This window comes from Xanthomonas massiliensis, from assembly GCF_900018785.1.
GTDB lineage: Bacteria > Pseudomonadota > Gammaproteobacteria > Xanthomonadales > Xanthomonadaceae > Xanthomonas_B > Xanthomonas_B massiliensis.
Genome location: NZ_FCOY01000007.1, coordinates 809,678 through 835,787, shown reverse-complemented (window position 1 = coordinate 835,787; position 26,110 = coordinate 809,678). Strand labels below are relative to the sequence as shown.

At 66.1% G+C, this 26,110-nt stretch carries 22 protein-coding genes; 16 read left to right on the top strand and 6 right to left on the bottom strand.

Features of this window, described 5'->3' with window-relative positions:
* Nucleotides 1-56 precede the first annotated feature (56 nt).
* The gene (locus tag BN3794_RS13860) at nt 57-950 is read right to left on the bottom strand and encodes a LysR family transcriptional regulator (RefSeq protein ID WP_066098180.1); all 894 of its coding nucleotides are present in this window, start codon (nt 948-950) and stop codon (nt 57-59) included.
* A gap of 175 nt (nt 951-1,125) precedes the next feature.
* Between BN3794_RS13860 and BN3794_RS13855 the strand changes: the two genes are divergently transcribed.
* Entirely contained in the window at nt 1,126-2,142 is a 1,017-nt protein-coding gene (locus BN3794_RS13855) for an HlyD family secretion protein (protein WP_066098178.1), read from the top strand.
* Entirely contained in the window at nt 2,132-3,181 is a 1,050-nt protein-coding gene (locus BN3794_RS13850) for a DUF2955 domain-containing protein (RefSeq protein WP_078059771.1), read from the top strand. The genes BN3794_RS13855 and BN3794_RS13850 overlap by 11 nt, the downstream gene beginning before the upstream one ends.
* Before the next feature lie 18 nt (nt 3,182-3,199).
* Here the strand turns inward: BN3794_RS13850 and BN3794_RS13845 are convergent, their stop codons facing one another.
* From BN3794_RS13845 to BN3794_RS13835, 3 genes are all read right to left on the bottom strand, one after another.
* Complete coding sequence (locus BN3794_RS13845; RefSeq protein WP_066098174.1) at nt 3,200-3,961, bottom strand: SDR family NAD(P)-dependent oxidoreductase; 762 nt, start codon at nt 3,959-3,961, stop codon at nt 3,200-3,202.
* A gap of 117 nt (nt 3,962-4,078) precedes the next feature.
* Entirely contained in the window at nt 4,079-4,972 is an 894-nt protein-coding gene (locus tag BN3794_RS13840) for a LysR family transcriptional regulator (RefSeq protein ID WP_201455293.1), read from the bottom strand.
* A 17-nt stretch (nt 4,973-4,989) separates the two neighbouring features.
* Nucleotides 4,990-5,898, bottom strand: coding sequence for a LysR family transcriptional regulator (locus BN3794_RS13835; RefSeq protein WP_066098170.1), 909 nt, complete (start codon nt 5,896-5,898; stop codon nt 4,990-4,992).
* Between the two features lie 153 nt (nt 5,899-6,051).
* Between BN3794_RS13835 and BN3794_RS13830 the strand changes: the two genes are divergently transcribed.
* From BN3794_RS13830 to BN3794_RS13770, 13 genes are all read left to right on the top strand, one after another.
* A complete protein-coding gene (locus BN3794_RS13830; protein WP_160330928.1) occupies nt 6,052-6,810 on the top strand; it encodes a GntR family transcriptional regulator in 759 nt (252 codons plus the stop codon).
* A gap of 25 nt (nt 6,811-6,835) precedes the next feature.
* Nucleotides 6,836-8,422, top strand: coding sequence for a serine hydrolase domain-containing protein (locus BN3794_RS13825; RefSeq protein WP_160330927.1), 1,587 nt, complete (start codon nt 6,836-6,838; stop codon nt 8,420-8,422).
* A 389-nt stretch (nt 8,423-8,811) separates the two neighbouring features.
* The gene (locus tag BN3794_RS13820) at nt 8,812-10,977 is read left to right on the top strand and encodes a TonB-dependent receptor (protein ID WP_160330926.1); all 2,166 of its coding nucleotides are present in this window, start codon (nt 8,812-8,814) and stop codon (nt 10,975-10,977) included.
* A gap of 27 nt (nt 10,978-11,004) precedes the next feature.
* A complete protein-coding gene (locus tag BN3794_RS13815) occupies nt 11,005-12,597 on the top strand; it encodes a serine hydrolase domain-containing protein (protein WP_066098164.1) in 1,593 nt (530 codons plus the stop codon).
* The gene (locus BN3794_RS13810; protein WP_066098162.1) at nt 12,594-14,105 is read left to right on the top strand and encodes a M81 family metallopeptidase; all 1,512 of its coding nucleotides are present in this window, start codon (nt 12,594-12,596) and stop codon (nt 14,103-14,105) included. The genes BN3794_RS13815 and BN3794_RS13810 overlap by 4 nt, the downstream gene beginning before the upstream one ends.
* Nucleotides 14,102-15,436 carry an MFS transporter gene (locus tag BN3794_RS13805; RefSeq protein WP_078059768.1) on the top strand — a complete coding sequence of 445 codons (1,335 nt, stop codon included), beginning with the start codon at nt 14,102-14,104 and terminating at the stop codon, nt 15,434-15,436. The genes BN3794_RS13810 and BN3794_RS13805 overlap by 4 nt, the downstream gene beginning before the upstream one ends.
* Nucleotides 15,433-16,581 (top strand): NAD(P)/FAD-dependent oxidoreductase, encoded by a 1,149-nt coding sequence (locus tag BN3794_RS13800; protein ID WP_066098158.1) that lies wholly within the window; start codon nt 15,433-15,435, stop codon nt 16,579-16,581. The genes BN3794_RS13805 and BN3794_RS13800 overlap by 4 nt, the downstream gene beginning before the upstream one ends.
* Entirely contained in the window at nt 16,578-16,970 is a 393-nt protein-coding gene (locus BN3794_RS13795) for a RidA family protein (protein WP_066098156.1), read from the top strand. The genes BN3794_RS13800 and BN3794_RS13795 overlap by 4 nt, the downstream gene beginning before the upstream one ends.
* A gap of 49 nt (nt 16,971-17,019) precedes the next feature.
* On the top strand, nt 17,020-18,507 hold the full coding sequence (locus BN3794_RS13790; protein ID WP_066098154.1) for a leucyl aminopeptidase: 1,488 nt from the start codon (nt 17,020-17,022) through the stop codon (nt 18,505-18,507).
* Nucleotides 18,508-18,963: 456 nt separating this feature from the next.
* A complete protein-coding gene (locus BN3794_RS13785) occupies nt 18,964-19,701 on the top strand; it encodes an SDR family oxidoreductase (protein ID WP_066098152.1) in 738 nt (245 codons plus the stop codon).
* A gap of 108 nt (nt 19,702-19,809) precedes the next feature.
* On the top strand, nt 19,810-20,703 hold the full coding sequence (locus BN3794_RS13780) for an SDR family oxidoreductase (protein WP_066098150.1): 894 nt from the start codon (nt 19,810-19,812) through the stop codon (nt 20,701-20,703).
* Between the two features lie 87 nt (nt 20,704-20,790).
* Nucleotides 20,791-21,288, top strand: coding sequence for a DUF1097 domain-containing protein (locus tag BN3794_RS13775; protein ID WP_066098148.1), 498 nt, complete (start codon nt 20,791-20,793; stop codon nt 21,286-21,288).
* Nucleotides 21,285-21,644 (top strand): hypothetical protein, encoded by a 360-nt coding sequence (locus BN3794_RS13770; RefSeq protein ID WP_147675779.1) that lies wholly within the window; start codon nt 21,285-21,287, stop codon nt 21,642-21,644. The genes BN3794_RS13775 and BN3794_RS13770 overlap by 4 nt, the downstream gene beginning before the upstream one ends.
* On the opposite strand, the gene BN3794_RS13765 is transcribed toward BN3794_RS13770, so the two are convergent.
* Both BN3794_RS13765 and BN3794_RS13760 read right to left on the bottom strand, forming a co-directional pair.
* Nucleotides 21,645-22,610, bottom strand: a complete 966-nt coding sequence (locus tag BN3794_RS13765; RefSeq protein WP_147675778.1) for an IS1595 family transposase — start codon at nt 22,608-22,610, stop codon at nt 21,645-21,647.
* A gap of 213 nt (nt 22,611-22,823) precedes the next feature.
* Nucleotides 22,824-23,780, bottom strand: a complete 957-nt coding sequence (locus BN3794_RS13760; RefSeq protein ID WP_066098143.1) for an IS30 family transposase — start codon at nt 23,778-23,780, stop codon at nt 22,824-22,826.
* Nucleotides 23,781-24,153: 373 nt separating this feature from the next.
* Here BN3794_RS13760 and mdoH point away from each other — a divergent pair, with 373 nt between their 5' ends.
* Nucleotides 24,154-26,076, top strand: a complete 1,923-nt coding sequence (gene mdoH / locus BN3794_RS13755; RefSeq protein WP_066098141.1) for a glucans biosynthesis glucosyltransferase MdoH — start codon at nt 24,154-24,156, stop codon at nt 26,074-26,076.
* The last annotated feature ends 34 nt before the right edge of the window (nt 26,077-26,110 follow it).

The following is a 26,110-nucleotide window of genomic DNA, read 5'->3' as shown; positions in this document are numbered from 1 at the left end:
TCCTGCAGGAGGTGCTGTCGATGCCGGCGAGGTGCAGACAGGTCTGATCCCTTGCGTCAGTCGGTTTGGCCACCCATGCGTTCGCCGATGAAATCCAGGAAGGTGCGCAGCCGTGCCGGCAGGTAGCGCTGTTGCGGATAGACCGCGAACAGGTCGATGGGCTCGCTGACGGTATCGCTCAGGCATTCCTGCAGGCGGCCGGAGGCCAAGTCCTCCTCGATGTCCCACAGCAATTTCAGCGCGACCCCGTGTCCGGCCAGCGCCCAGGCGCGGGTGATTTCGCCGCTGTCGCAGAGCAGGTGATGCGGGACCTGAATCTCGCGGGGGCGGCCGTCCTCGACGAAGGTCCAGCGATCCAACACCCGATGCCCGCGTACCAGGCAGATGCAGCGATGCTGCTGCAGCTCGTCCGGCCGCCGCAGCGGTGACGCATGGCGAAGGTAGTCTGGCGACGCAATGATGGCCCGGCGGCTGCGCATCAAGCGCCGGCTCACCAGACGAGGACTTTGCGGCGGGTCGATTTGCAAGGCGAGGTCGATGTCGTCCTCGATCAGGTCCGGCTTGTCCGACAGCCGCAGTTCCACTTCCATCTGTGGATGGCGGGCGGCGAACTCGGCGACCAACGCGGCAATGTGATGGCGCCCAAGCCCCTGCAGGGTGCCGACGCGCAGCCGGCCGCGCACGCTGCCGCGGGTGCTGGCCTCGGCTTCGGCCTCATCGACCTCGGCCAGGATGCGCAGCGCGCGCTCGTGCAGGCGGCCGCCTTCCTCGGTCAACTGGAAGCGTCGCGCATGGCGCTCAATCAGGCGCACACCCAGCCGGGCCTCCATCGCCGCCAGCCGGCGGCTGACTGCCGGCAGGGAGCTGTCCAGCACTTGCGCGGCGCGGGTCAGCGATCCGGCGGAGACCAGTTCAACCAGCAGGCGCAGATCGCTGATGGAATCATTCATGCAAATCTTCCGTTTTTCGGAAGCATAACTCTCCAGGATCGCATTTCCACCCAAGCGTCCCCCTGTTTGACTATGCGCCCGCAAAATCATCGTGCGAAGCATGGCCCAGGTTTCATCTCCCGCGCCGGTTGCGGCTGGCCCGACTCCGGAGCAACGTTTCCGCCGCAGCGTCTGGATGGCGCTGGCGATCGGGGCGTTGCTGCTGGGCTACATCGCGCTGGCCGATCGGTTCATGCCGATCACGCCCGAGGCTCGCGCGCTGTCCGGTGTCACTCGGATTGCGCCGGAGGTGTCCGGCCGTGTCTTGGCGGTCAGCGTGGCCAACAACCAGCCGGTCAGTGCGGGCCAGCCGCTGTTCCGGATTGATCCGCTGGCTTACCGCCAGGCGGTTGCCGCCGCCGAGCTGGCGGTGCAGCAGGCCATCCAGGACAACGGCGAGCGCGATGCCGCGGTGGCCCAGGCGCAGGCGGCGGTGGCCAGTGCGCAAAGCGCCGCCGATGACGCCGCGCGCCAGGCCGAACGCCTGCAGGCGTTGGCGCGGCAGCGCTACGTTGCGCTCGGTCAGGCGCAGACGGCGCTGGCCGAGCGTGATGCGGCCATGGCCGCGCTGCGCTCGGCACGCGCCCAACTGCAGGCCGCGCGGGTGCAGCGCGGGGCGCCGGGCGAGGCCAACCTGGCGCTGCGCACCGCAGGCAACAGCCTGGACATCGCCCGGCGCGACCTCGACCGTACCCAGGTGCGGGCGCCGCAGGACGGCGTGGTCGCCAATCTGCAACTGCGGCCGGGCGACTACGCGCAGGCCGGGCAGTCGGTGCTGGCACTGGTCGGGCGCAACCCGGTGGTCGCCGCCGATTTCCGCGAGAAGACCCTGGCCGGCGTGCACGTGGGTGACCGTGCGCTGGTCGTCTTCGACGGCCGCCCGGGGCAGGTGTACGTCGGCCGTGTGGCATCGATCGATGCCGGCATTGCCCAGGGCCAGCTCGACGCCGACGGCGCGCTGGTGGAAACCGTGGAGACCGACCGCTGGATCCGTCGCGCCGAGCGCATGCGGGTCAACGTGCGCCTGGATCAAGCACCGCACCTGCCCAGCGGAGCACGCGCCACGGTGCAGTTGGTGCCTACCGGTGGCCTGGCTGCGCTGCTGGCAAGGGTGCAGATCCGGCTAGCCAGTTGGGTGGCCTATGTCTATTGAGCCGGTCCACGCGCTGGACGGCAACGGCTGGCGGCAGAGCTGCCGAATGGTCGCCGGCAGCCTGGCCGGCTGGTCGCTGGCGACGCTGCTGGACTGGCCCTCGGCCGCCTATTACGCGGTGTATCCGTTGGTGCTGATGGGGCTGGTGCCGGTGTTCAACCGGCATGTGGCGCTGCAGTTCCTGGCCGCGGGCGCGCTGGCGCTGGCGGCGGCCGGCGCCATGCTCGGCCTGTTGGCCGCGTCGCCGGTGGCGATGACAGTGTGCGTATTCGGCTATGCCGCCGCCTGCTTCCGGATCATGACCGCGCCGCGGATGTTCCTGATGGGGGCGATGGCGCTGGTCATCGGCAGTGGTGTGCTGCACCTGGGCAGCTATCCGGACGTGTCCTGGGAAGACCTGTTCTGGGCGCAGGGCAGGGCGACGGCGCTGTGTGTGCCGATCGCAGCGATCGTCTATGCCGTGTTTCCGGATGTGCAAGCGCGCGTTTTGCCCGCGCCGCCGGCGCATCCGCCGCGTCAGCGCCGGCACGTCGTGTTGCTCGGCGCGGCCGGGGCCACAGCGTCGTTCGTGGCGTTCCAGCTGCTGGATCTGGAGGATTCCTATGGTGCGCAGATCGCCACGGTGCTGGTGCTGCTGGCGTTGAGCCGCGACGCGATCTGGCATGCCGGGCGTCGGCGCATGATGGGGACGGCAGCCGGCGTGGCCTGCGCCTTGTTGGCGCAACTGGCGTTGCTCAATCAGATCGAGCAGTGGCCGTTGGCCGCGTGTGCCTTGCTGGTCGGGCTGCTGTGGTACGCGGCCGAGCACGTGCGCGAACGCGCCGGGCCAGCGCATGGCTTTGCCGCCGTCACCAGCGTGGCGATCCTGTTCGGCCAGCTCACCCCTGGCCAGGACCTGGCCGGCAACGCCGTTTACCGGGCGGTGTCGGTGTTGGTCGCGGTGGCGCTGATGCTGGCCTGGGTTGCGTTGGTGCACCGGCTGCTCAACGTGCTGCCGGCCACCCGGTGGTCGTCAGACCCCGGCGACGGCCGGCCATGAGCGTGGTGTGGCATGCCCTCAGATCGACATGCCGCCGGACACCTCGATCCGCTGTGCATTGACCCAGCGATTCTCTTCCGACACCAGGGACGCGATCATCGGGCCGATGTCCTCGGGCAGGCCGGGGCGGCCCAGCGCGGTCATGTCCGACACCACTTTGTGGACCTGCGGGTTGTCGCGGACCATGCCGCCGCTGAAGTCGGTCTGGACGGCGCCGGGGGCGACCACGTTGGCGCGGATGCGGCGCGGCCCCAGCTCCTTGGCCAGGTACTTGGTGAAGATTTCCACCGCGCCCTTCATGGCGCCGTAGGCGGCGCTGCCGGGGAAAATGATGCGGGTTAGGCCAGAGGAAATGTTGACGATGTGGCCGCCATCCTGGATCAGCGGCAGCAGGTGCTGGGTCAGCAGGAACACGCCCTTGAAGTGGACGCGGTAGAGCGCATCCAGATCCGCTTCGGCCGTTTCGGCGATGTTGGCGTGGTGCGAGATGCCGGCATTGTTGACCAGCACGTCGAAGCCTTGGGCACCAAAATCGGCCAGCACGGTGCGGAAGGACGCGACGAAGCTGGGAAACGCCGCGCTGTCGCCGGTGTCCAGTGGCAGGGCGACCGCGCGTCGCCCCGCCGCTTCGACCTGTGCGACCACGCGCGCGGCTTCTTCCTGGTTGCTGCGATACGTGATGACGACGTCGAAGCCGCGCCGGGCCAGGTGTTCGGCGGTATTGCGGCCCAGGCCGCGGCTGCCGCCGGTGACCAGGGCAATCTTGTGTATGGCAGACATGGGATGTCCTTTGCTTGCAGTGAGAGGGAGCAAGCGCAAGGCTACTGTCCGTCCGCACGCCTGATAATCCGGCAATGGACGGACGGGCTGTCCGTTGCAGCGGACAGTCTGAAAGGGTCAGCTGTCGGCGACTTCGGCTTTCACGAAATCGATGAACGCACGCAGCGGCGCGGGCAGCAACTGGCGCCCCGAATAATAGAGATACGGTCCTGGAAACCATTGCCACCAGGGCGCCAGCACTGGTTCCAGCGTGCCGCGATCAAGCTGCGGGCGCAGCCATTCCTCGAACAGATGGATGACGCCTTCGCCGGCCAGAGCTGCGGCCACGCCCAGATCGACAGCAGTGCCGGCACTGTAGATCAAGGCCGGTGGCGGCTCGATCTCGCAAGTGTCTGCGCCGCGCTGGAAGCTCCAGGTATCCAGACTGCCATTCGCAAAACGGCAGCGCAGGCCGCGCAGGGACAGCAGATCGCGGGGATGCTGCGGACGTCCATGCCGATCCAGGTACGCCGGCGCGGCGGCGGTGGCAAAGCGCTGCCGGCGCGGGCCGATGGGTACGGCGATCATGTCCTGCGCCAGTCGTTCCTCGTAGCGAATGCCGGCGTCGCAGCCGGCAGCGAGGATGTCCACCGGACGGCTGTCGGCCATCACTTCCACCGCGATGCCCGGATAGCGCTGCATGAAACGCGGCAACAAGGTGGGCAGGTACAGGCGCGCGAGGTTGACTGGCACGTTCAGCCGCAAGCTGCCGTTCGGTTGTTCGCCGGTCTGGGCGCTGCTGGCCGCCTGCAGGGCTTGCTCCAGTTCGGCAAAGGCCGGGCCGGCGCGTTCCAGCAAGTGTTGGCCCTGTTCGGTCGGGCGGACGCTGCGCGTGGTCCGGTGCAGCAGGCGCACGCCCAATCGTGCCTCCAGGCGGCGCACCGCATCGCTCAGGCCGGACGTGCTGGCGTGCAACACGCGCGCCGCTTCGCGGAAACCGCCCGCGCGCGCCACGGCCACGAAGGCGCGCAATTCAGCCAGTTCCTCGTTCATCGTGCGGTCTCCGTTTCCTTGGTTGCCAGCCGCGTGGCGACCCACTGCGTGAACACCCGCACCCGCGGGGACAACTGGCGGTGGTGTGGGTACAGCACCGACACCGGCATGGGCGGCGGTGAATGATCGGGTAACAGGATGGTCAGCAGTCCTTGTTCTAGTTCCTGTGCGATGCGGTAGCGCGGCACTTGCACGATGCCCAAGCCAGCCAGTGCCGCGCCGGTGTAGAGGTCGGCGCCGGTGACCGAGATCCTGGCTGGCAGCTGGCGCTCGACGAGGTTCGTATCGACACGAAACTCCAGACCGGCGTCGCGGCCATGTGGCCGGGCGATGTAGGCGACGGCCAGATGGCCCTGCGCCAGGTCGTCCAGCGTGCGTGGCGTGCCGTGCCGGGCCAGATAGGCCGGGCTGGCCACCGTGACCTGTTCCAGCAGGGCCACTTGCCGGGCGATCAGCGACGAATCAGCCAACGTCCCAGCACGCAGCACGCAGTCCACGCCTTCGCGCACCAAGTCCACCAGTCGATCGTCTTCCTCGATGTGCAGGGTGATGTTCGGGTATTCGTCCATGAACTGGCCGAGCGCCGGGACGATGAAGTGCTTGGCCAGCGTGCCTTGCAGGTTGGCGCGCAGCAGGCCCTTGGGGCGGGCGTCGCGGAAGGCGTTGTCGGCTTCTTCCAGGTCGGCCAGCAGGCGCACGCAGCGGTGGTAGTAGGCTTCGCCGTCATGAGTCAGGTGCACCTGACGGGTGGTGCGTTCCAGCAGCCGCGCGCCCAGCCGCCGTTCCAGCCGCTTGATCAGGTTGGTGACGGTGGCGCGCGGGATCTCCAGATCGTCGGCGGCCAGCGAGAAGCTGTGGCGCTCGGCGATGCGCACGAACACCTGCATTTCCTGGAATCGATCCATGGCGGTCGATTGTTGAAGCAAATGGAATAGTAGGTTCAATAATAGCCTGATTGTCTGCCACGGATGCCGGGTACCCATGCCGCATCTGTCCACAGCTGCCCCCGGATAACGGGCCAATCTTTTGGGATAGAGCAGTACCGGGATGTTTCTGATATGTCATTGCTCGCGTTGTCTAATGTCAACATAATGCGGCGTGACCTGAAGGACCTCACGCGTATGCTTTGGTACAACGAAGTGTCCAATGAGCCACCGGCCTCGCTTGGCAGCGAGGCCTATGCGCTGATCAAGCGCGAAATCGTGCTCTGCAGGTTGGCGCCCGGCCAAGCCATCTCCGAATCCTTCCTGCAGACCACCTACCAGCTCACCAAGGCATCGGTCCGTACCGCGCTCACGCGCCTGTCGCAGGACGGCTTGGTGCGTGCGGAAAGCCGGCGCGGCCACATCGTGGCCACGCTGTCGCTGAAGGACATCCGTGATGTCTTCACCCTGCGCACGCAACTGGAGCCATTGGCCGCGCGTTTGGCCGCCGGGCGTATCGATGAAAAGACGCTGCGTCAACTCGATGCACCGTGTCGGGCTGGTTATGTCGCCGGCGACGAAAAGAGCGAGATCGCCTTCCTCGAGGCCACCCAGAAGTTTTACTTGGCCATTGCCCGGGCCGCCGGCAATCCGCGGCTGGCGCACTGGATCGAGCAATTGCACAACGAAGCCACCCGCATCCTCTACCTTGGCTTCCGCTTCGACGAACGCTCGCGACAATGGGGCGGGCACGAGGAACTGATCGCGGCGCTGCTGGAACCGGCGCCCGAGCGCGCCGAGCAATTGGTTCGGGAGCTGATCGAGCGCAATCTGACCGACGTGATGCAGGCCGCCATGCAAAGCCCACGCCTGATGAACATCGGCCTGGTATGAGTCGATGTCGCCCGAGCCACCAGCCATGAACACTACTCAGTCCGCCATCCTTGATGATGCCGCCATTGATGCGGTCTTTGCACCCTTCGACACCAGTAGCGGTCCGGGCGTGGCGGTGGGCGTGGCCTTGCATGGAGTTCCGGTATACCGCAAGGGCTTCGGGCTTGCCAACCTGGAACTGCCGGTGGCCTTGTCGCCGAACATGCGCATGCGCATCGGTTCGGCCAGCAAGCATTTCACCAGTCTGGCGCTGATGCTGCTGGCCGAAGAGGGACGCCTGTCGCCGGACGATCGCTTGAGCAAGCACTTGCCGGAAATGGCGCGCATCGCCGGGACCGTCACCTTGCGCCAGTTGATGGGGCACATCAGCGGCCTGCGCTGCGGGCTGGATCTGATTGTCCAGGTGTGCGGCCTGGGCCGGGTGGTACCTGCTGACGAGCAACTGCGGTTGATGGCCCAGCAGGACGGGGTCAATTTTCAACCCGGCCAGGACTGGTGCTACAGCAATGGCGGCTATGCCTTGCTCTCGCTGGTGATCGAGCGCCTCACCCATCAGCCCCTGGAAGAAGTCCTGGCACAGCGCATCTTTCGTCCGGCCGGCATGCATGACACCTTGTTGCGCCGGCTGGATCATGACTTTGTCCCCAATAGTGCCGCGCTGCATTTCAGGACGGCTGACGGGACCTTCGTCCGCGGTGTGATCGGGCCAACCCTGGCCGGTGAGGGCGGGATCGTCTCCACGGTCGATGACATGCTGCGCTGGATGGCGCACATGGACAATCCGGTCATCGGGTCGGCCGCGACCTGGGCCGAACTCAAGCGCCCGCAGTTGCTGAACAATGGCAGCACCACTAGCTATGGCTTGGGGCTGGCCAGTGGCCGCTATCGTGGCTTGGATATGCTTTACCACTCTGGCGGTGTGCTCGGTGGCGCCTGCCAGATGCTCAAGGCACCGGCCGTGGGGCTGGACGTGATCGTGATGACCAATGCCGGCGATGTCGACCCGATGCAATTGGCCAACCGGGTAATCGATGCCTGCGTGCTGGGCCTCGACCCGGTGCCGCGCGAATGCATGGGCGATCTGATCGAAGGTCATTACCACGATCCGGCCAGTGGCCGCTTCATCGAGCTGTGCCAATCGAACGGGCAACAGATGGTCGTCCATGACGGCATCCGCTTCCCATTGCGGCGCTCGCGGCCTGGTGTGCTGGAACCGCTGTTTTCGATCTTCCGCATGTCCTTGCGCGTCGACGACGAGGACGCGCGCCAGCTCGAGCTGCAGGCCTTCGGCCACCACTACCGGCTGCAACGGTTGGAACCGGCGCCTTCGCCGCTGCCTGCCGCAGACCGGGTGTTCGGCTCGGCGGCCACTGGGAGCCGCGCCCGCTTCCTTGTCGATGACGGCCTGCCGCAGTTGTTGGTACACAGCGATCTGGGCGGCAATGGCGTGCTCTACGATATGCACAACGTCGCGCCGCTCATCTGGCGGATCACGCCCATCGATATGGCCATCCCGATTCTGGGTGGTTATCTGGAACTGGACGCCAGTCAGCGCCGATTCCGGCTCACCACCGGGCGCACCCGTCAGCTCGAATTCGTGCGCTTGCGCTGACTCCTGCGCGAATCCCCCTGCAAGCGCGCCTCAGTGGAGTCGATCCTGGCTGCAATGCCCGGATCTGCCTACTTTTTTTCCGTCGTGCTCGCCATGTCGTGCGCCAACTGGCCAGATTCCGATTGGCGATGGCTCAACCCATTGAAATTAAAGGACATGAGATTCCTTCGGTTGCGGCGGCAAAGCAGTTGATATGTCTATTGACATGTCAGTTTAATAGACCTTAAATGTCGACGAACCTCGCGCGATGTTCAGGACGCCTCTGGCGTCAGCCAGCGACTGAAGTGGCTTCTTCGATCCGGCTCCGGACGCCTGTCAGTGCCCGGACCCCCACGCCCGCCCGATTGACGAGGAATTCCCGAATGTATGGTGCAAACGTCCGCATGAGGATGACGCTTCTGGCCATTGCGGTCTGTATGGCCGAACAGGCCTGCGCGCAATCCGCTTCCGCCCAGGCCGCCTCCGGGGGCAGTACCGCCCAGGATCTGGATGCCGTGACCGTGACCGCGCAAAAGCGCGAGCAAAACGCCAAGGACGTGCCGATGGCGATCTCGGTGGTGGCCGCTGAGGACATGGCCAAGACCGGAGCCGCGCAGTTCCGCGACATCGCCAACGCGATTCCCGGACTGAGCTATACCAGTGCCGGCGCCGGCTACAACCAGATCAGCCTGCGTGGGGTCACCAGCGGGGCTAATGTTTCTCCCACCGTGGGCATTTACGTCGATGACGTCCCCTATGGCTCCAGCACGGCCTTTGCCGGCGGCGCTTCGCTGGGGCTGGATGTTGGGCTCTTCGACCTGGATCGCATCGAAGTGTTGCGCGGTCCACAGGGGACTTATTACGGCTCCAGTTCGATGGGGGGGCTGCTCAAGTACGTGACCCCCAAACCGGAAACCGGCTATTTTGGCGGGACGGTACGTGCCGGCGTGTCCACTACCCACGATGGCGGGACCGGCTACACCGGCAGTTTTTCGCTCAACCTGCCCATCAGCGATGTGCTGGCCGCCCGAGTGAGCGGCTTTCATGATCGCGCAGCTGGCTTTGTCGACAATGTGGCCCGTGGCGAGCATGACGTGAACAGCTCGCGGACCAATGGCGGGCGCCTGGATTTGCTTTACACCCCGAGCGATGCCTTCTCCGCCCGGTTGACCGCCTTTGCCCAGAATATCGGCCGCGATGGCACTGCCGCCGTGGACAAGGATCTGATCACCGGACACTCGATCGAGGGCCCGTTAGCGCAATCCCGGCGGGTGGAAGAACCTTTTGCCCAGCAGTTCCGCTTGTACAGCGCTACGCTCAGCTACGACTTCGGGCCGGCGACCCTGACCTCGATCACCAGCTACCAGCAGGTGACCAGCACGATGACCACCGACTACTCGGCCTTGTACGTGCCGATGCTGGGCAGTTCGGTGTTCGGCGCCGCGGCTGCCAGCAATCGCTGGAGTACGGACAAAACCACCCAGGAGCTGCGCCTGTCCTCCTCGGGCAAGCAACGCATCGACTGGAACACGGGCCTGTTCTACACCAAGGAAGACAGTAACAACCAACAGGCGCTGCTGACCTGGTTGCTGGACGGCAATCCTTCGGGGTTGGATCTGTTGAGCGTGGCGCTGCCAAGCCTCTACCGCGAGTATGCGCTCTACGGCAACCTTAGCTTCCATGCCAGTGATCGCCTGGATCTGGGGGCAGGTGTGCGCTATGCCAGGAACCGGCAGCAGATCATCCAGAACGCCAGCGGCAGCCTGGCGGCGTCAGCACCGCTGGCCCGCTCGGATGATGACGCCTTCACCTTCCTGCTCGACGCCACCTATCGCATCAATGCACCGCTGACGGCCTATGGCCGCATCGCCTCCGGCTACCGGCCGGGCGGCACCAATGTGACCTTGGTCGGTCAAGCCGCTGACCGTGCCCAATTCGATCCGGACAAACTGGTCAACTACGAAATCGGGCTGAAGGGCGAGAGTGCCAACCACCGTTGGTCGTTCGCCAGCAACCTCTACCAGATCGACTGGAAAGACATGCAGGTCGCGGCCGTATTCGACGGCATCAGTGGCATTGCCAACGCCGGCAAGGCCCGCATCCGCGGCAGCGAACACAGCCTGACCTTCAGGCCGACGCGCGATTGGCAGATGTCCGCTGCGGTGGTCTACAGCCAGGCCCGGCTCAATGGTGATGCGCCGGGCATCGGTGGCCACGATGGCGAGGCCCTGCCCAACGTGCCCAGATTCTCTGCCAACTACGCCACCGACTACCGGTTCAACGTCGGTGAGCAGTACGCGAGCATCGGCACGACCTTGCACTACACCGGGCGTCGCTACGCCAGCTTCGACGATGATCTGAGCATTCCCCAATACCGGCTCCCGCATTACTTCACCACCGACCTGCGTGCCTCGCTGGATTTCTCATCGCTGTCGTTGCAGTTGTACATCCGCAACGTGTTCGACCAAGGCGGACAGTTGTCGGCCAGCACGCTGTTGTCCAGCGCCGGGGGGCCGGCGCAGGTCACGCTGCTGCAGCCACGCACGATCGGGCTCAATGCCAGCTGGCAGTTCTGACGCTCATCTCCAACATAGGAACGCCCGATGACTCGCGCAAAGACCTTCAGCTTCGATCGTGAAGCGATCGAAGCACTGTTCAAGCCCTATGACAGCAGCCACGAGCCCGGTGTGGCTGTGGGGATCGCGCACCAGGGCGTGCCGTTGTACCGGGCCGGTTTCGGCCTGGCCAACATGGAGCTTCCGGTGGCACTGGGGCCGGGGATCCGCATGCGCATCGGCTCCACCACCAAGCATTTCACTTCGCTGGCCTACCTGCTGCTGGTCGAGCAAGGTCTGGCCAGTCTGGACGATCCAGTGCGCAAACATCTGCCGGAACTGTCGGCGGTGGCCGACCGGATCAGCATGCGCCAACTGATGGGACACATCAGCGGGTTGCGTTGCAGCATGGATCTGGTCGTACACCTGGCCGGCATCGACACCCCGTTGAGTACCGCCGAGCAGTTGGCACTGTTCGCTCGGCAGGATGATGTCAATTTCCAGCCCGGACAACGCTGGTCCTACAACAACGGGGCCTATCTGCTGTTGTCATTGGCCATCGAGCGCATCACCCGGCAGCCGCTGGAAGATGTGCTGACCCAACGCATCTTTCAGCCAGTGGGCATGTTCGACACCTTGTTGCGCCGGCGCGACGATGACTTCGTCCCCAACAGCGCCGCCCAGCACATGCTGCGCGCCGATGGCACCTGGGTGCGCGGCAGCATCGGCCCGAGCGTGGCCGGCGAGGGCGCCATCGTATCGACGGTCGATGACATGTTGCGCTGGCTGGCGCACATGCAGCATCCAACGGTAGGCACGGCCGCCAGCTGGGCTGCGCTAAGCACGCCGTTGCACTTGGACAACGGCGTCTCCACCGGCTACGGGCTGGGACTGATGCGCAACGACTACCGCGGCATCGAGGTGGTGCATCATGCTGGTGGCGTGGTCGGCGGTTCATGCCAGATGCTCAAGGTGCCCGAGCTGGCGCTGGACATCGTGGTGATCTCGAACGGGGTCAAGGCCAACGTGGTCGGGCTGGCCGATCAGATCATCGACCTGTGCGTGGATGGGCTGGCGCCGCGGGCGGGCACCCAGACCGGTGCGGTATTCGAAGGCCACTACCATTGTCCTGACCTCGACACCGTGGTCAGGTTCTTTCCGCTGGGCGAGCAACAGGCCGCCGTGGTCGAGGGCATGCCGCTGCCGCTGCAGCGCGCCGAGGGATGGCTCAGAAGCGGCATGCCGCAGGTCGCGACCGCCTTCCGCATCGTCGGTGGCGCCCCCGAATCGCCGCAACTGGTGCTGCATGAGTACGGCCGCGACCATGCCATGACGCGGCTGCAGCCGACGCCTTCCGCGCTTCCTCCCACGTCGGAACGTTTCCTCAATGCCGCGTCCGGTGCCGTGGCGCGTTTCGAAACCCGGGACGGCACGCCGCAGCTGCGTGTCGATGCGCCGTTCGGGCGGCACCCGATGTACTACACGATGCAGAACCTCGGGCCGCACCTGTGGGAACTGCAGCCCCAGCACAGCCTGCTGCCGCTGGCCGGAGTCAGCCTGCGCATGGTTTCCGAGGCGGACACCTTCTTTTTGACCACAGCGCGCAACATGGCGCTGTCCTTTCGCAAGGTGGATGCGTGAAGCCGCTGCAGGGTGCCGGCATGCGGGTTTATACCGCGCTGTTGGCCCACGAGACCAACACGTTCTCGCCGCTTCCCACCAGCCGACGTAGCTTCGAGGACGGTGTGCTGTACCAGCCAGGGCAGGCCAAGGGACGCGAGCGCGCCCATGTCTTTCCCGGTTACGGCGAGGTACTGCGGCTGGTGTCGGCGCAGGGCGATACGTTGATCGAAGGGCCCGCGGCCTGGGCGCAGCCGGCCGGCCCTTTGCCCTGGCCGTTGTACGAAGCGCTGCGTGACCGGCTGCTCGACGGACTGCGCGCGGCGGCCCCGGTGGACATGGTGTTCCTGGTGCTGCACGGCTCGATGGTGGCCCAGGGGTGCGACGATTGCGAAGGCGACCTGCTGACCCGGGTGCGCGAGATCGTCGGTCCGACCACGCCGGTCGGAGCGCTGCTGGATCTGCACACCAACATCGGCCAGGCGATGCTCGATAGCGGCGCCTTGCTGATGGCCTGCAAGGAGTATCCCCACACCGATTATCCCCAGCGCGTGCCGGAGTTGTACGCGCTGCTCAAGGGCGTGGCGCTCGGCGAACTTGACCTGACCATGTGCATGCACTCGATCCCGATACTCGGCGTGTTCGGTACCCAACAAGCACCGATGCGGGGCTTGGTCGACAGCCTGTCGCGCTTGGAACATCACAATGGCGTGCACGCGCTGTCGCTCCTGCATGGCTTCGCCTGGTCGGACACTCCTGCCAGCCGCGCGGCAGCGCTGGCCATCTGCAGTCGCGGCAGTGAAGCGGCCGCCGAGCAGACCCTGAGCCAATTGGCGGAACAATTCCTGCGCATTGGTACCAGTGCCGCACAGTCGCGACCATCGATCGAACAAACCCTGGCGCAGGTGCGGGCAATGCAGCACCTGGACGGCCCGGTGGTGGTGGCCGACTGTTCGGACAATCCGGGCGGCGGTGCGGCCTGCGACAGCACGTTCATGCTCCAAGCGATACTCGATGCCGGCATTGGCGAGGTGGCCATCGGCATGCTGTGGGATCCGCTGGCGGTGGACATCGCCGCCGATGCCGGGGTCGGCGCGCAGCTGCCGTTGCGCATTGGCGGCAAGGTCGGGCCGATGTCCGGACGGCCACTGGATCTGGACGTGGAAGTCCTGGCAATCGGCACCGCAGGCAAGCAGCGAGGGCTGGACGGTGGCTGCAACGAGCCGCTGGGCAACACCGTGGCCGTGCGCACCGGCAACGGCGTGGACATCGTCCTCAACAGCATCCGCCAACAGACCTTCTCTCCGGAGTGCTTTACCCATTTGGGCATCGACCTTGCCAGTAAGCGCCTGGTGGTGGTCAAGTCCACCCAGCATTTCCAGGCATATTTCCAGCCGATCGCTGCGCAGATCCTGTACTGCGATACGCCCGGCAGCCTCAATGCCGACCTGGCGGCGCTGCCTTATCGGCGTCTGAAACGCCCGATCTGGCCGCTGGATCCCGAAGTGGCACTCACGGTCGCGCGATGAGTGGACAATCCCGGGCGAGCAAGGCGCTTCCGACACCGATCCTGCTGATCATGCTGGCGACGCTCTCTGGCTACGGCGCCAGGGTGCTGTTGAGCCCGATGCAGGAACTGATCAAGCGTGATCTGGATTTGGGGGACAACCAGATCTCGCTGCTGCAAGGCATGTCCTTTGCCTTGCCAGTGCTGTTGTTGTCGCTTCCGCTGGGCCGGATGGTAGACAAGGGCAATCGCCTGCAACTGTTGAAGGTGCTGGCGGCATGCTGGCTTGCGGGCACGGTGCTGTCGGCGCTGGCGCCAAACTTCTGGACCCTGTTCCTGGCACGCATGCTGGTGGCTGCCGGGGTGGTCGGGGCTGCCCCGGTGGCACTGTCCCTGGCGGCCGATCTGACCATGGCCGCGCAGCGGGGCCGGGCGATGATGCTGCTGACCATCGCGCAGGTTGCCGGTGGCGCACTGGCCTTCTGGTTTGGTGGACATCTCCTGAGCTGGGCCGCACAGCTGGGCGGATTGGCGCCGGCGCCATGGCGGTTGGCCCATCTGGTCTTCGCCTTGGTCCTGCTGTTGCCGCTGTTGGCCTTGCGGTGGCTGCGCGAACCGGTGCGCAGCGAACGTGTCGCGGCAAAGCCGCCGCCATTGCCCGAGGCGTTGGCGCTGCTGTGGCGTTGGCGCGCGTTTGTGCTGCCCTTGTTCGTGGGCCAGATCAGCGTGTCGATGGCCGACAGCGCGGCGATGATCTGGGCCGTGCCGGTGCTCGTCCGCCGTTTCCACCTGCATCCGCAGGAGTTCGCTGGCTGGATGGGCATGCTGTTCCTGGTGTCAGGGCTTGCCGGCGCATTCCTCGGCGGCAAGCTGGCCGAGGTCGCGCACCGCCGTGCAGGTGTGCGCGGGCTGTGCATGAGCGCGGCGCTGGCGGCCCTGGCATCGGTACCGGCCGCGTTGTTTCCGCTGGCCGATGCTGCACCGGGCTTTGCCGCGCTGCTCGCCTTGCTGCTGCTCAGCGGCGCAATGGTCGGGGTGATCGCCTCGACGCTGATCGCTGTCGGCCTGCCCAACGAACTGCGCGGCAGCTGTGTCGGACTGTTGTCGATGCTCGGCGCCTTGCTGTGCTACGGACTGGCGCCGCTAGCGGTCAGTACGCTGGCCGGCCAGTTGGGAAGCGCGGGACGGATCGATCTGGCGCTTGCTCTGGTTGGGCTGTGCACGGCGGCATGCGCGCCGCCAGCATTCCTGTTATGCGCTCGCCATCGCCACGTACTGCCTGGCGCGTTTGCACCGACCGGCGGCAAACGCGCCGGCGCTGCTTCTTCTCCTTCGTCGCTGGAATGTCCATGAATGTGGAGGTGTACGATTTCGCCATCATCGGTGCCGGCATGGCCGGCGCTTCGTTGGGCTATTACCTGGCCCGGCATGGCACCGTGGTCGTGCTTGAGCGCGAAATCCAGCCGGGTTACCACAGTACCGGACGCTCGGCGGCCATGTTCATGGAAAGCTACGGCAGCGCCCAAATCCGTGCCTTGACCCGCGCCAGCCGCGCCTTCTACGAAACCCCACCAGCGGGCTTCTCCGAACATCCCATCTTGCTGGCGCGCGGCTGCCTGTATGTCGCCTTGCAAGGACAGGACGCATTGCTCGAGGCGGCCGCGGCGGACGGCCGCGGGCTACGCCGTCTGGGCGCGGACCAGGTGCTGGCAAGGGTTCCCTGCCTTGATCCGGGTGGCGTGATCGGCGGGCTGGAAGAACCCGATGCCCGCGAGTTCGACGTGGCCGCCCTGCACCAGGGGTATCTGCGCGGCATGCGTGCGCTCGGCGGCCGGCTCAGGTGCGAGGCGCAGGTGGTCGCCGCCCGGCGCCAGGCTGACCATTGGTGCATCGCGCTGTCCAATGGTGAGCAGCTCCTGGCACGGTATGCGATCAACGCTGCAGGCGCCTGGGCCGATCCAGTGGCCGAGCTGTTCGGCGCGCGCGCCCTGGACATCCAGCCGCGACGGCGCAGTGCCTTCACCTTCGACACACCGCCCGGCATCGATTGCAGCGGCTGGCCGATGGTGGTGGGCATCGACGAAAGCTTCTACTTCAAGCCTGACGCCGGCCTGCTGCTGGGCTCGCCGGCCAACGCCGAGCCAACGCGTGCGCACGACGTGATGCCCGAAGATCTGGACATTGCCATCGCGATCGACCACATCGAGCGGGCCACCACCTTGTCGATCCATCGCCCGCGCCATTGTTGGGCCGGGCTGCGCTCGTTCGCCCGCGATGGCGAGATGGTCATCGGCCCGGACCCACAGGTTGCCGGCCTGTTCTGGCTGGCCGGGCAGGGCGGCTACGGCATCCAGAGCGCCGATGCCGCCGCCCGCCTGGCCGCCAGCCTGCTGTTGACCCAGCGCATCCCCGAACACCTCGCCCGCGCCAGCGTCCGCGCCGCGTCGATGTCACCGGACCGTTTCACTCCCTCACTTCCTGCGCAGGCCCCTGCATGAACCAGATTCAACGCTACCCGAGCCCGATGCCATTGCCGCTGTCGCGTGCCGTGCGCGCCGGCCACCAGCTGCTGCTGTCCGGGCAGATCCCCATGGACGCGCACGGCCAGGTGGTGCGCGGCGACATCCAAACCCAGACCCGTGCCGCGATGGATCGCATCGCCCAGACGCTGGCCGACTGCGGTGCCAGCCTCGATCAGGTCGTCAAGACCACGGTGTGGCTCTCCTCCATGGAGCACTTTCCCGGCTTCAACGAGGCCTACGCGACGTATTTCCCAAACGGGTTCCCGGTGCGCTCGATCGTGACCAGCGCACTGGCCATGGATGTCGATGTGGAAATCGAGGTCCAGGCCTGGCTTGCCGAACCGGCGGTACCGCCCTCGGCCTGAGCCAGCCCTGGCCCCCACCTATCGCTCATTCACTCCACAGGAACCCCCGATGCAATATGCCCTGATCTCCGATGGCAATGCCGATGCACTGCCGCTCATTGAAACCGATTGCCTGCTGGTTGGGCTGCATGATGCGCGAACACTGGCGTTTTCCACGCTTGATCAAGCCAGCGGTGGCCTGCTGACGCGTTTGCAGGCCGAAGGCGAACTGCGCTGTGAGCCAGGGCAGAGCCTGTTGCTGCACGCGCCGGCCGGCTTGCGCGCCCATCGCCTGCTGCTGATCGGGTTGGGCACGCAGGCGGCTTTGACGCCGGCCACATTGCGCAAGGCCTACGCCGTGGCTGCTGCACAATTGGCCAAGACCCGCGCCAAACGCGCCCGCTGGGTGCTCGATCCTGACCCTAGTGCTCTGGAGGCCGCGGTATTGGCGCTGCAAGAAGCGCAATACGTCGTCCCGCGCCAGCAGCGCTCGCCGGCAGAAGCACCGCAGCCGCCGGCCGTGGAATTTTCTTTCGCCCAAGCCACGCCGGAGGATGCGACCGGGCAATTGCAACGGGCCATTGCCATTGCCGATGGCATCGGTCTGTGCCGCGACCTGGGCAATCAGCCGGCCAATGTCTGCACCCCTGCCTATCTGGGTCAACAGGCCATGGCACTGGGAGAGCGCGAAGGCCTTGCCGTCGAGGTGCTGGACCAGACGCAACTGCGCCAGATCGGCATGCACGCACTGCTCGCCGTCGGCCAGGGCTCGCCCGAGCCACCCTGCCTGATCGTGTTCCAGCATTGGGGCGCGGGCGATGACAGCGCGCCACTGGCGCTGGTTGGCAAGGGCGTCACCTTCGATGCCGGCGGTATCTCGATCAAGCCGGCGCAGTCCATGGACGAGATGAAATGCGACATGTGTGGTGGCGCGAGCGTGTTCGGTGCAATGCTGGCCGCGGCGCGGATGCGGCTGCCGATCAACCTGATCGGGGTGGTCGCCGCGTGCGAGAACATGCCCGATGGCCACGCCTTCAAGCCCAGTGACGTGATCCGAACGCTGTCGGGTACCACGGTGGAAATCCTCAATACCGATGCGGAGGGCAGGCTGATCCTGGCCGATGCGCTCACTTATGTGCAGCAACGCTTCAGGCCCGCCGCCATCGTCGACATTGCCACCCTCACCGGTGCCTGCGTGGTGGCGTTGGGCGCGGTCCACAGTGGTTTGTTCAGCAATCATGACGGTTTGAGCGGCGCGCTCCAGCAGGCCGGCCAGGCCAGCGGCGACACGGTCTGGCGCATGCCGCTGGGCAAGGACTATGCCGAGGAACTCGATTCCAAGGTTGCCGACATCAACAATCTCGGCGGCGGCCGCGCCGGAGGTGCTATCACCGCTGCTGCCTTCCTGGAAAAGTTCATCGAGACCACGCCGTGGGCGCACCTGGACGTGGCCGGGACCGCCATCCAGAAAGGCGCCAGCGGCCGTCCGGTCAAGCTGCTGTGCCAATTGCTGCTGGACAGCCAGCGCTGGCTGCCGACATTGACCACACCGGCATGACCGATTTCTCGGCACGCGTGGTGGCGCTGACGCATGGGGGCGGATCTCGATGTCTTCGGCCAGGCGCGGATGGCTTGGTTCGCTGGCCAGCGACGCATACGCGGCCTGCCGCCGCCGGCGGTCTCCGGGGTAGATCCCGCCCTTGTTCGAGTTTCTGCGTGATGCGGTAGCGCGGTACCTGCAAGATGCCCAGCCCGGCCAGGGCCGTGCTGGTGCAGAGCTCGGCGTTGGTGACCAAGATCCTTGAGGACAGCCGACGTCCGACCATATCCGTCCAGGCGCGGAAATCCAGGCCGGCGTCGCGCCCATGTGCCCGAACACCTTGCATTTCCTGGAAACGATCCATGGCGGTCAATTGTTAAAGCAGATGGAATGGTGATCGCAATACCAGCCTGATTATCCTCCGGTAATGGCCGAGCACACTTGCCGCACTTTCCACAGGCACGGAGTTCCCTCATGAACAGCCCCTCCAAGATCGCGCTCGTCACCGGCGCCTCGCGCGGCATCGGCGCGGCCATCGCCCGCCGCCTGACGCACGACGGATATGCGGTCGCCATCAATTACGCCTCCAACAGTGCCGAAGCCGACGCGCTGGTCGCCGAGATCCGGCAGCAGGGCGGCCAGGCCATCGAGGTCAAGGCCGATGTTTCGAAGGCCGACCAGGTGCGCAGCCTGTTTGATACGGTCGAGCAGGCGCTGGGCAAGGTGGACGTGCTGGTCAACAACGCCGGCGTGCTCAAGGCCATGCCGCTGATGCAGGCCAGTGATGAGCTGTTCTCCCAGCACTTCGCCATCAACACCCAGGGCGTGTTCAACACCCTGCGCGAGGGCGGCGCGCGCCTCAACGACGGCGGCCGCATCATCAACCTCTCCAGCACCACGCTGGCGCTGAACCTGCCCGGCTACGCGGTCTACAACGGCACCAAGGCGGCGGTGGAAGCCTTCACCCGCGTGTTCGCCAAGGAACTGCGCGGCCGCCGCATCACCGTCAACGCCGTGGCCCCCGGTCCGGTGGCGACCGAACTGTTCCTCAACGGCAAGACCGACGAGCAGATCCAGACCTTCGCCAAGATGCCGCCGCTGGAGCGCCTGGGCCAGCCGGAGGACATCGCCGGGGTGGTGGCCTTCCTGGCCGGCAACGACGGCGCCTGGGTCAACGGCCAGGTGCTGCGCGCCAATGGCGGTGTGGGCTGAGCGGCCAGGTTATCCCCGATTGCCCACCGATGACGGCGTGAGCCGCTGCGCCCGCGCCCCGGCATCCGGGCCCGCCTGCGGGCGAGCCGCCTTTTACGAGATACCGCCATGAACCAGAAAGTCATTCTTGTCACCGGCGCGTCCAGCGGCTTTGGCCGCCTGACCGCCGAAGCCCTGGGCCGCGCCGGCCACATCGTCTATGCCTCGATGCGTGACCTCGCCGGGCGCAATGCGAGCAACGCCGCCGAACTGTCGGCCATCGCCGACAGCGACCTGCGCCCGATCGAACTGGACGTGCAGTCCGACGATTCGGCCAACGCGGCCGTGGCGAAGATCATGGCCGAGAGCGGCCGTATCGACGTGCTGGTGCACAACGCCGGCCACATGATGTTCGGCCCGGCCGAAGCCTTCACGCCCGAACAGCTCGCCCAGCAATACGACGTCAACGTGCTCGGCACCCAGCGCGTCAACCGCGCCGCGCTGCCGCACATGCGTGCCCGCCGCGAAGGCCTGCTGGTGTGGATCTCCAGCTCCAGTTCGGCCGGCGGCACGCCGCCCTACCTGTCGCCGTATTTCGCGGCCAAGGCCGGCATGGACTCGCTGGCGGTGTCGTACGCGCGGGAGCTGGCGCGCTGGGGCATCGAGACCACCATCGTGGTGCCCGGTGCTTTCACCAAGGGCACCAATCACTTCGCCCATTCCGGTCGTCCTGCCGACGTGTCGCGCTTGGCCGAATACGAGGCGGGCCCTTATGCCGGTTTTGGCGAGCAGGTGCAGCAAGCCTTCGCCAAGATCGTGCCCGAGGACGCCGACCTTGCGCCGGTGGCCGAGATGATCGCCAAAGCGGTGGCGATGCCCTTCGGCCAGTGGCCATTCCGTATTCATTACGACCCCTCGCAGGACGGCGCTGACGTCGGCTTCGCGGTGCTCGACCTCCTGCGCGCGGAAATGCTGCACCGCGTGGGCCTGTCCGAGCTGCTCAAGCCCGTGCAGGCCTCCTGATCCTGCCTCGGACGCGTTGATCGCCAGTCGCTGGCGATCAACGGCCTGTTCACGACATACCTTCAACCCGACACTGGAACTGATCTCATGTCCTCATCCAATTCCTCGCGCCCGGGCTTTTCCCTGACCACCCTGATTGCGGCGCTGGCTGCTGCCTTGGCCGCTGCGGCCAGCCTGGCGCTGTCCCTGCCCATCTGGGCGATGTTCATCGGCTGGATTGCCTTTTCCACACGCGGGCTGAACATCCTTGGCACCGTCGAGAACCTGGTGTGCGTGGGCCTTGGCCTGACCATTGGCGTGATCGCTTCATCGGTGATTGCCGGTCTGGCGCCGATGATGGGCATGGACACTGCTCTGCCGATGGTCGTGTTCGGCGTGGCGATCGTGGTGGTGAGCTTGCGTGGGCTGCCGATCCTCAACAACTTGTTGGGCTATTTCCTCGGCCTGGTGGCATGGTTCGCAGCTCATCTGGAGCCGTCGCTGGAAAACTTCGTGCACCTGTTCACCGCCAACTCCATCGGCGCGGCCGCTGGCCTGCTGTCGCACTTGATCCCGACACACCTAATTAAGTCGGCCCGGGCGTGAACAGCCAGCCGCATCTGATGACCGTGCGGATCCTTCTCTATGCGGTTTTGGCTCTGACGCTGGCCGCCTGCGCCGCCGTAGCCTTGAAACAACGTGCGCCCAAACCCCCGATGAAAGCGTCGACCACCTACCTGCACCTGTTGCACCACACCCCGTTCTTCACCGAACTGGACACAGACCAGCTGCGCTGGGTGATCCAGCATTCGCGCGAGTGGGAAGTGCAGCCCGGCACGCTTATGGTGTCAGACACGCTGGCGAGCGAACTCGCCGGCTACTGGATCCTGCTCGATGGCGGCTGGACGCTGGATTATCGCGGCCAGAACCTCGCCAGCGGCCATGCTGATTCGGGCACCTGATTAGCACGCACTTTCAGTCGAGAACAGCGGCACATCGCGCAACGTTCTCTCCGGCCAAGGCTTTGCAGTAGCCGCCGTGGCCAAAAGACTCGGCACCAGCCGGGTCAGATCGAAGCGCCGGTTGAACCGCCACATCGTCTCGGCCAGGTAGCGCTGGGCGTACTTGGCGAACTTGAAGGCGTGATACGCCCCGTCCAGCGAGCGCTTGAGGTTGGACAGCACGACATTGACCCAACGGGCGTTCTCTTCCTCGCAGCGGCCGCGGCCATGGCCTTCGATGACGGTGTGCGCATGCTCGGCTTCCAGTGCCCGAAACGCGCCCAGTCCGTCGCTGTAGACATCCGATCCCGGATGCAAGCGCTGCCCGATCCAGTCCGACAGGGCCGCCTTGGTGAAACCCGGCACCAGGTCGATCACTGCGTGCCGTGGACGACCGTCGTCAGTGGTCTCCACGGCGATCACGAAAGGGCGCTTGTTCTCCGACCCGCGGCCGGCCTTGCCGCCATTGCGTTCCCCGCCCAGGTAGGCATCGTCCAGTTGCACGATCCCGCCCAGCTTGCGGCCCGCCTCGCGCTCGGCCATCGCCTGCATCAGCTTGTGCTTGATCCGCCACGCCGCCGGGTAGCTCACGCCCAGGTGCCGCATCAGCTCCAGCGCCGACAGGTTGGTCTTGCTCTGGCCCAGCAGGTACATGCCCAGCAGCCAGGTCCGCAGCGGCAGCTTGCTGTTGTCCATCACCGTACCCGAGCGCAGGCTGGTCTGGCGGTGGCAGGCCGTGCACTGCCAGTACGTGGCACCGTGACGCTGGAACCGGCTGTGCGCCGTACCGGCGCAACGAGGACAGACGAAGCCATGCGGCCAGCGCGAGGCCTCCAGCGCCTGCTCGCACTGGCGCTCGCTGCCATAGCGCTTGAGGAACGCCGGCAACGACAGGCCCGGCTGGAACTGCACACGGTTCATGGCCATCTTCTGATCTCCCGAGAGCGATGACCCCAACATGCTGCGTAACGCTCTCACCACTTGCGACTGCGCTGAAAGATCGTGCTAATCAGGTGCTCAGAACACCTTCGAATTTCGGTACACCAGCGGTACACCTGTCAGTTTTTGGTGTCTGAGGAAAACTTCGCCAAACTACTGATCGATAAGTACTTTCTTCTTCTTTGGATTTCGCCGGCGAATTCAACTTTGATTCGCAACACAATTGCTGAATTCCTTGACGAAGACGTCGAGGGGCGTCTTGAATCCTAGTGTCTTGCGTGGTCGCGTGTTGAGCCGTTGCTCGACCCAGCGCAATTGTTCATCGGTGATGGTCGCGAAGTCCATGCCTCGTGGAAGGTACTGTCGGGTCAGTCCGTTGGCGTTCTCGTTGCTGCCACGCTGCCAGGCCGAGTACGGATCGGCGAAGTAGACATCTGCCTGCAGGGAGGCAGCGATGGTCTGGTGTTCGGCGAACTCCTTGCCGTTGTCGGCGGTCAGCGTATGCACGCCATCGCGTACGCGGCCCAACCTGCCGACGATGGCGCGCATCACGTTCTCGGCCGTGCGATCGGCCGACTTGGCCAGCAGGTGGAGCCGGGAGCGTCGTTCGGTCATGGTCACCACAACCGTCTTGCCGCTCGAGGCGTGCATCGAGTCGATCTCCCAGTCGCCCAGGCGGGAGCGCTGTTCGACCACTGCAGGGCGTTCACGCCAACTGCGGCGGTGCCGAAGCTGGCCCCGGCCATCGCGCATCCCGCGCCTGCGGCGCTGGCGCCGACGGCGGCGCAAGGTCTTGAACAGGGTGCCCCCGCGCCGCTGTTCTGCGTAGATGTGCTGATAGATCCACTCGTGGCTCGCCAGTCCGGTGGCGCCTGCCACCTGCTCCGGGCTCCAGTCTTCGCGAAGGCACGCTTCGATCCGCGCGATGTGCTCCGGGCCGATGCGTTTGCGACGGCTGGCCTGTGAACGGCGATGGTCACTGATCCGCTGTGCCTGGGCAGGGTCGTAACACCGACCAGGGCTGTTGCGCCGCAACTCGCGGCTGATCGTGCTGGGCGCACGATCCAGGGCAAACGCGATCCCGCGAAGGGAACAGCCGGCTTCATGCAAGGCGTGGATGCGATATCCTTCGTGCTGGTTCAGGCGGCCATTGGCCATGGGCAACTCCACTTGGCGGTGAAGCTGCTCAGGTCAGGTCGCCTGGGCCTCTTCACAACCTTGGGTGTTGCGATCGAGAGTTGAATCCGCCGCTATACTTCGTCTGTAAATCAGTAACTTACTGATTTAATTCGACACTCATAATCCTTTGGTTCCAGGTTCGAATCCTGGTGGGCCCATGACCGCCGCCTAACACCGCTTTTACGGGGCAGCCGGGCTTAGGCCCTAGACTGCGCTTTGTGCGTCGTTCGGACGCTTTGTGACGAGAGATGTCCATGGTGCAAGGCTGTACGGGTCCACGGGCGGGGACGAGCCGCGTTCGACAGGGGAGCGGGCCATCCTTGGCGCGCGCGCGGGCGGGAGCCGGCGGCGCATGAGTCCCGTCGCCGAGGTGCGGGCGGCACCGGCCGGGCCGGATGCCGGCCACGCAGTGCTGCCCGCCGAATCGCCGATGGCCATGCCGGTGCAGTCGTTGCGCCAGGGCCGGTTGCAGGTCCGGCGCCAGTCCACCGAGCCGCGCGGCATATGGTTGCGGCGGCTCTACCTGTTCGGCGGCACGGCCGCCGCCACGCTGGTGGCCACCTGGTACATGTGGGGCGTGCTGGAGCCGGGCGGCACCAGCGTGCTGGAAGCCTGCCTGCTGGCCCTGTTCGTGGCGTTGTTCGCCTGGATCGTGTTCTCCTTCCTCAGCTCGCTGGCCGGGTTCCTGAGCCTGCTGTTCGGGGCCGGCATCAAGCTCGGCATCGATCCGCGCGCGCCGCTGCCGGTGGTGCGTACGCGCACCGCGCTGCTGATGCCCACCTACAACGAGGACCCGCGGCGGATGATGGCCGGGCTGCAGGCCATCTACGAATCGGTGGAAGCCACCGGCCAGCTGCCTTGGTTCGATTTCTTCGTGCTCAGCGACACCACCCGCGAGGCCATCGGGCGCGCCGAGGAGGCGGTCTACGCGCAGCTGGTCGAGCGCACCGGCGGGGCCGGGCGCATCTTCTACCGGCGCCGCGCCGACAACACCGGGCGCAAGGCCGGCAACATCGCCGACTGGGTACGCCGCTTCGGCGGGGCCTACGAGCAGATGCTGATCCTGGACGCCGACAGCCTGATGACCGGCGATGCCATCGTGCGCCTGGTGTCGGGCATGGAGCACCACCCGGACGTGGGCCTGATCCAGACCCTGCCCGAGGTGGTGGGCGGCAACACCCTGTTCGCGCGCATGCAGCAGTTCGGCGGGCGCGTGTACGGCCCGGTGATCGGCGTCGGCGTGGCCTGGTGGCAGGGCTCGGAAAGCAATTACTGGGGACACAACGCGGTGATCCGCACCCGTGCCTTCGCCGAGCAGGCCGGCCTGCCCGAGCTGCCGGGGCGCAAGCCGTTCGGCGGCCATGTGCTCAGCCACGATTTCGTCGAGGCGGCGCTGATGCGCCGCGGCGGCTGGGCCATCCACATGGTGCCGTACCTGCCCGGCAGCTACGAGGAAGGCCCGCCGACGCTGACCGACCTGCTGATCCGCGACCGCCGCTGGTGCCAGGGCAACCTGCAGCACGCCCGGGTGCTGGCCAGCCACGGGCTGCACTGGGTCAGCCGCGTGCACATGCTGGTGGGCATCGGCAATTACTTCACCTCGCCGATGTGGGCGATGATGCTGCTGATCGGCATCGCCATCCCGCTGCAGCACGATGCGCCGGACCTGCTGGCCAGCCTGCCGTTCTCCCCGGCGCGCTACTGGCAATACCAGCACGAGACCCGCGTCACCTGGCTGTTCGCGGTGAGCATGGCGATCCTGCTCGCCCCCAAGCTGCTCGGATACCTGGCCATGCTGCTCGACGACCGCGAGCGCCGTGGCTGCGGCGGGGCGGTGCGCGCCTTCGCCAGCATGCTCCTGGAAACGCTGCTGGCCGCGCTGATGGCGCCGGTGGTGATGTTCCGCCAGTCGCGCGGCGTGGCCGAGGTACTAGCGGGCAAGGATTCGGGCTGGGACGCGCAGCAGCGCGACGACGGCGGCGTGTCGTGGAGGGCGCTGGCGCGTGGCTACGGCGGCATCACCCTGTTCGGGCTGGCCGCCGCGGTCGTGGCCTGGACCATCTCCCCGCCGCTGGCGGCGTGGATGTCGCCGGTGCTGATCGGCATGGTGCTGGCGATCCCGGTGGTCGCCTTCACCTCCTCGCGCGGGCCGGGGCGGTGGCTGCAGCGCCACCGCTTGCTGAGCATCCCGGAGGAGACCCATCCGCCGCGCGTGCTGGCGCGGGCCACCGCACTGCGCCGCGCCGCGCTGGCCGAGCCGCTGCCGCTGGCCTGAGCCGCGGCGGCAGGCATAATGCGGGCCTGCCGAG

Bases quoted from the DNA above. Each gene is read 5' to 3' on its own strand.
- BN3794_RS13860 (WP_066098180.1), bottom strand. From the start codon at position 950: ATGAATGATTCCATCAGCGATCTGCGCCTGCTGGTTGAACTGGTCTCC.
- BN3794_RS13855 (WP_066098178.1), top strand. From the start codon at position 1,126: ATGGCGCTGGCGATCGGGGCGTTGCTGCTGGGCTACATCGCGCTGGCC.
- BN3794_RS13850 (WP_078059771.1), top strand. From the start codon at position 2,132: ATGTCTATTGAGCCGGTCCACGCGCTGGACGGCAACGGCTGGCGGCAG.
- BN3794_RS13845 (WP_066098174.1), bottom strand. From the start codon at position 3,961: ATGTCTGCCATACACAAGATTGCCCTGGTCACCGGCGGCAGCCGCGGC.
- BN3794_RS13835 (WP_066098170.1), bottom strand. From the start codon at position 5,898: ATGGATCGATTCCAGGAAATGCAGGTGTTCGTGCGCATCGCCGAGCGC.
- BN3794_RS13830 (WP_160330928.1), top strand. From the start codon at position 6,052: ATGTCATTGCTCGCGTTGTCTAATGTCAACATAATGCGGCGTGACCTG.
- BN3794_RS13825 (WP_160330927.1), top strand. From the start codon at position 6,836: ATGAACACTACTCAGTCCGCCATCCTTGATGATGCCGCCATTGATGCG.
- BN3794_RS13820 (WP_160330926.1), top strand. From the start codon at position 8,812: ATGACGCTTCTGGCCATTGCGGTCTGTATGGCCGAACAGGCCTGCGCG.
- BN3794_RS13815 (WP_066098164.1), top strand. From the start codon at position 11,005: ATGACTCGCGCAAAGACCTTCAGCTTCGATCGTGAAGCGATCGAAGCA.
- BN3794_RS13805 (WP_078059768.1), top strand. From the start codon at position 14,102: ATGAGTGGACAATCCCGGGCGAGCAAGGCGCTTCCGACACCGATCCTG.
- BN3794_RS13800 (WP_066098158.1), top strand. From the start codon at position 15,433: ATGAATGTGGAGGTGTACGATTTCGCCATCATCGGTGCCGGCATGGCC.
- BN3794_RS13795 (WP_066098156.1), top strand. From the start codon at position 16,578: ATGAACCAGATTCAACGCTACCCGAGCCCGATGCCATTGCCGCTGTCG.
- BN3794_RS13790 (WP_066098154.1), top strand. From the start codon at position 17,020: ATGCAATATGCCCTGATCTCCGATGGCAATGCCGATGCACTGCCGCTC.
- BN3794_RS13785 (WP_066098152.1), top strand. From the start codon at position 18,964: ATGAACAGCCCCTCCAAGATCGCGCTCGTCACCGGCGCCTCGCGCGGC.
- BN3794_RS13780 (WP_066098150.1), top strand. From the start codon at position 19,810: ATGAACCAGAAAGTCATTCTTGTCACCGGCGCGTCCAGCGGCTTTGGC.
- BN3794_RS13775 (WP_066098148.1), top strand. From the start codon at position 20,791: ATGTCCTCATCCAATTCCTCGCGCCCGGGCTTTTCCCTGACCACCCTG.
- BN3794_RS13765 (WP_147675778.1), bottom strand. From the start codon at position 22,610: ATGGCCATGAACCGTGTGCAGTTCCAGCCGGGCCTGTCGTTGCCGGCG.
- BN3794_RS13760 (WP_066098143.1), bottom strand. From the start codon at position 23,780: ATGGCCAATGGCCGCCTGAACCAGCACGAAGGATATCGCATCCACGCC.
- mdoH (WP_066098141.1), top strand. From the start codon at position 24,154: ATGAGTCCCGTCGCCGAGGTGCGGGCGGCACCGGCCGGGCCGGATGCC.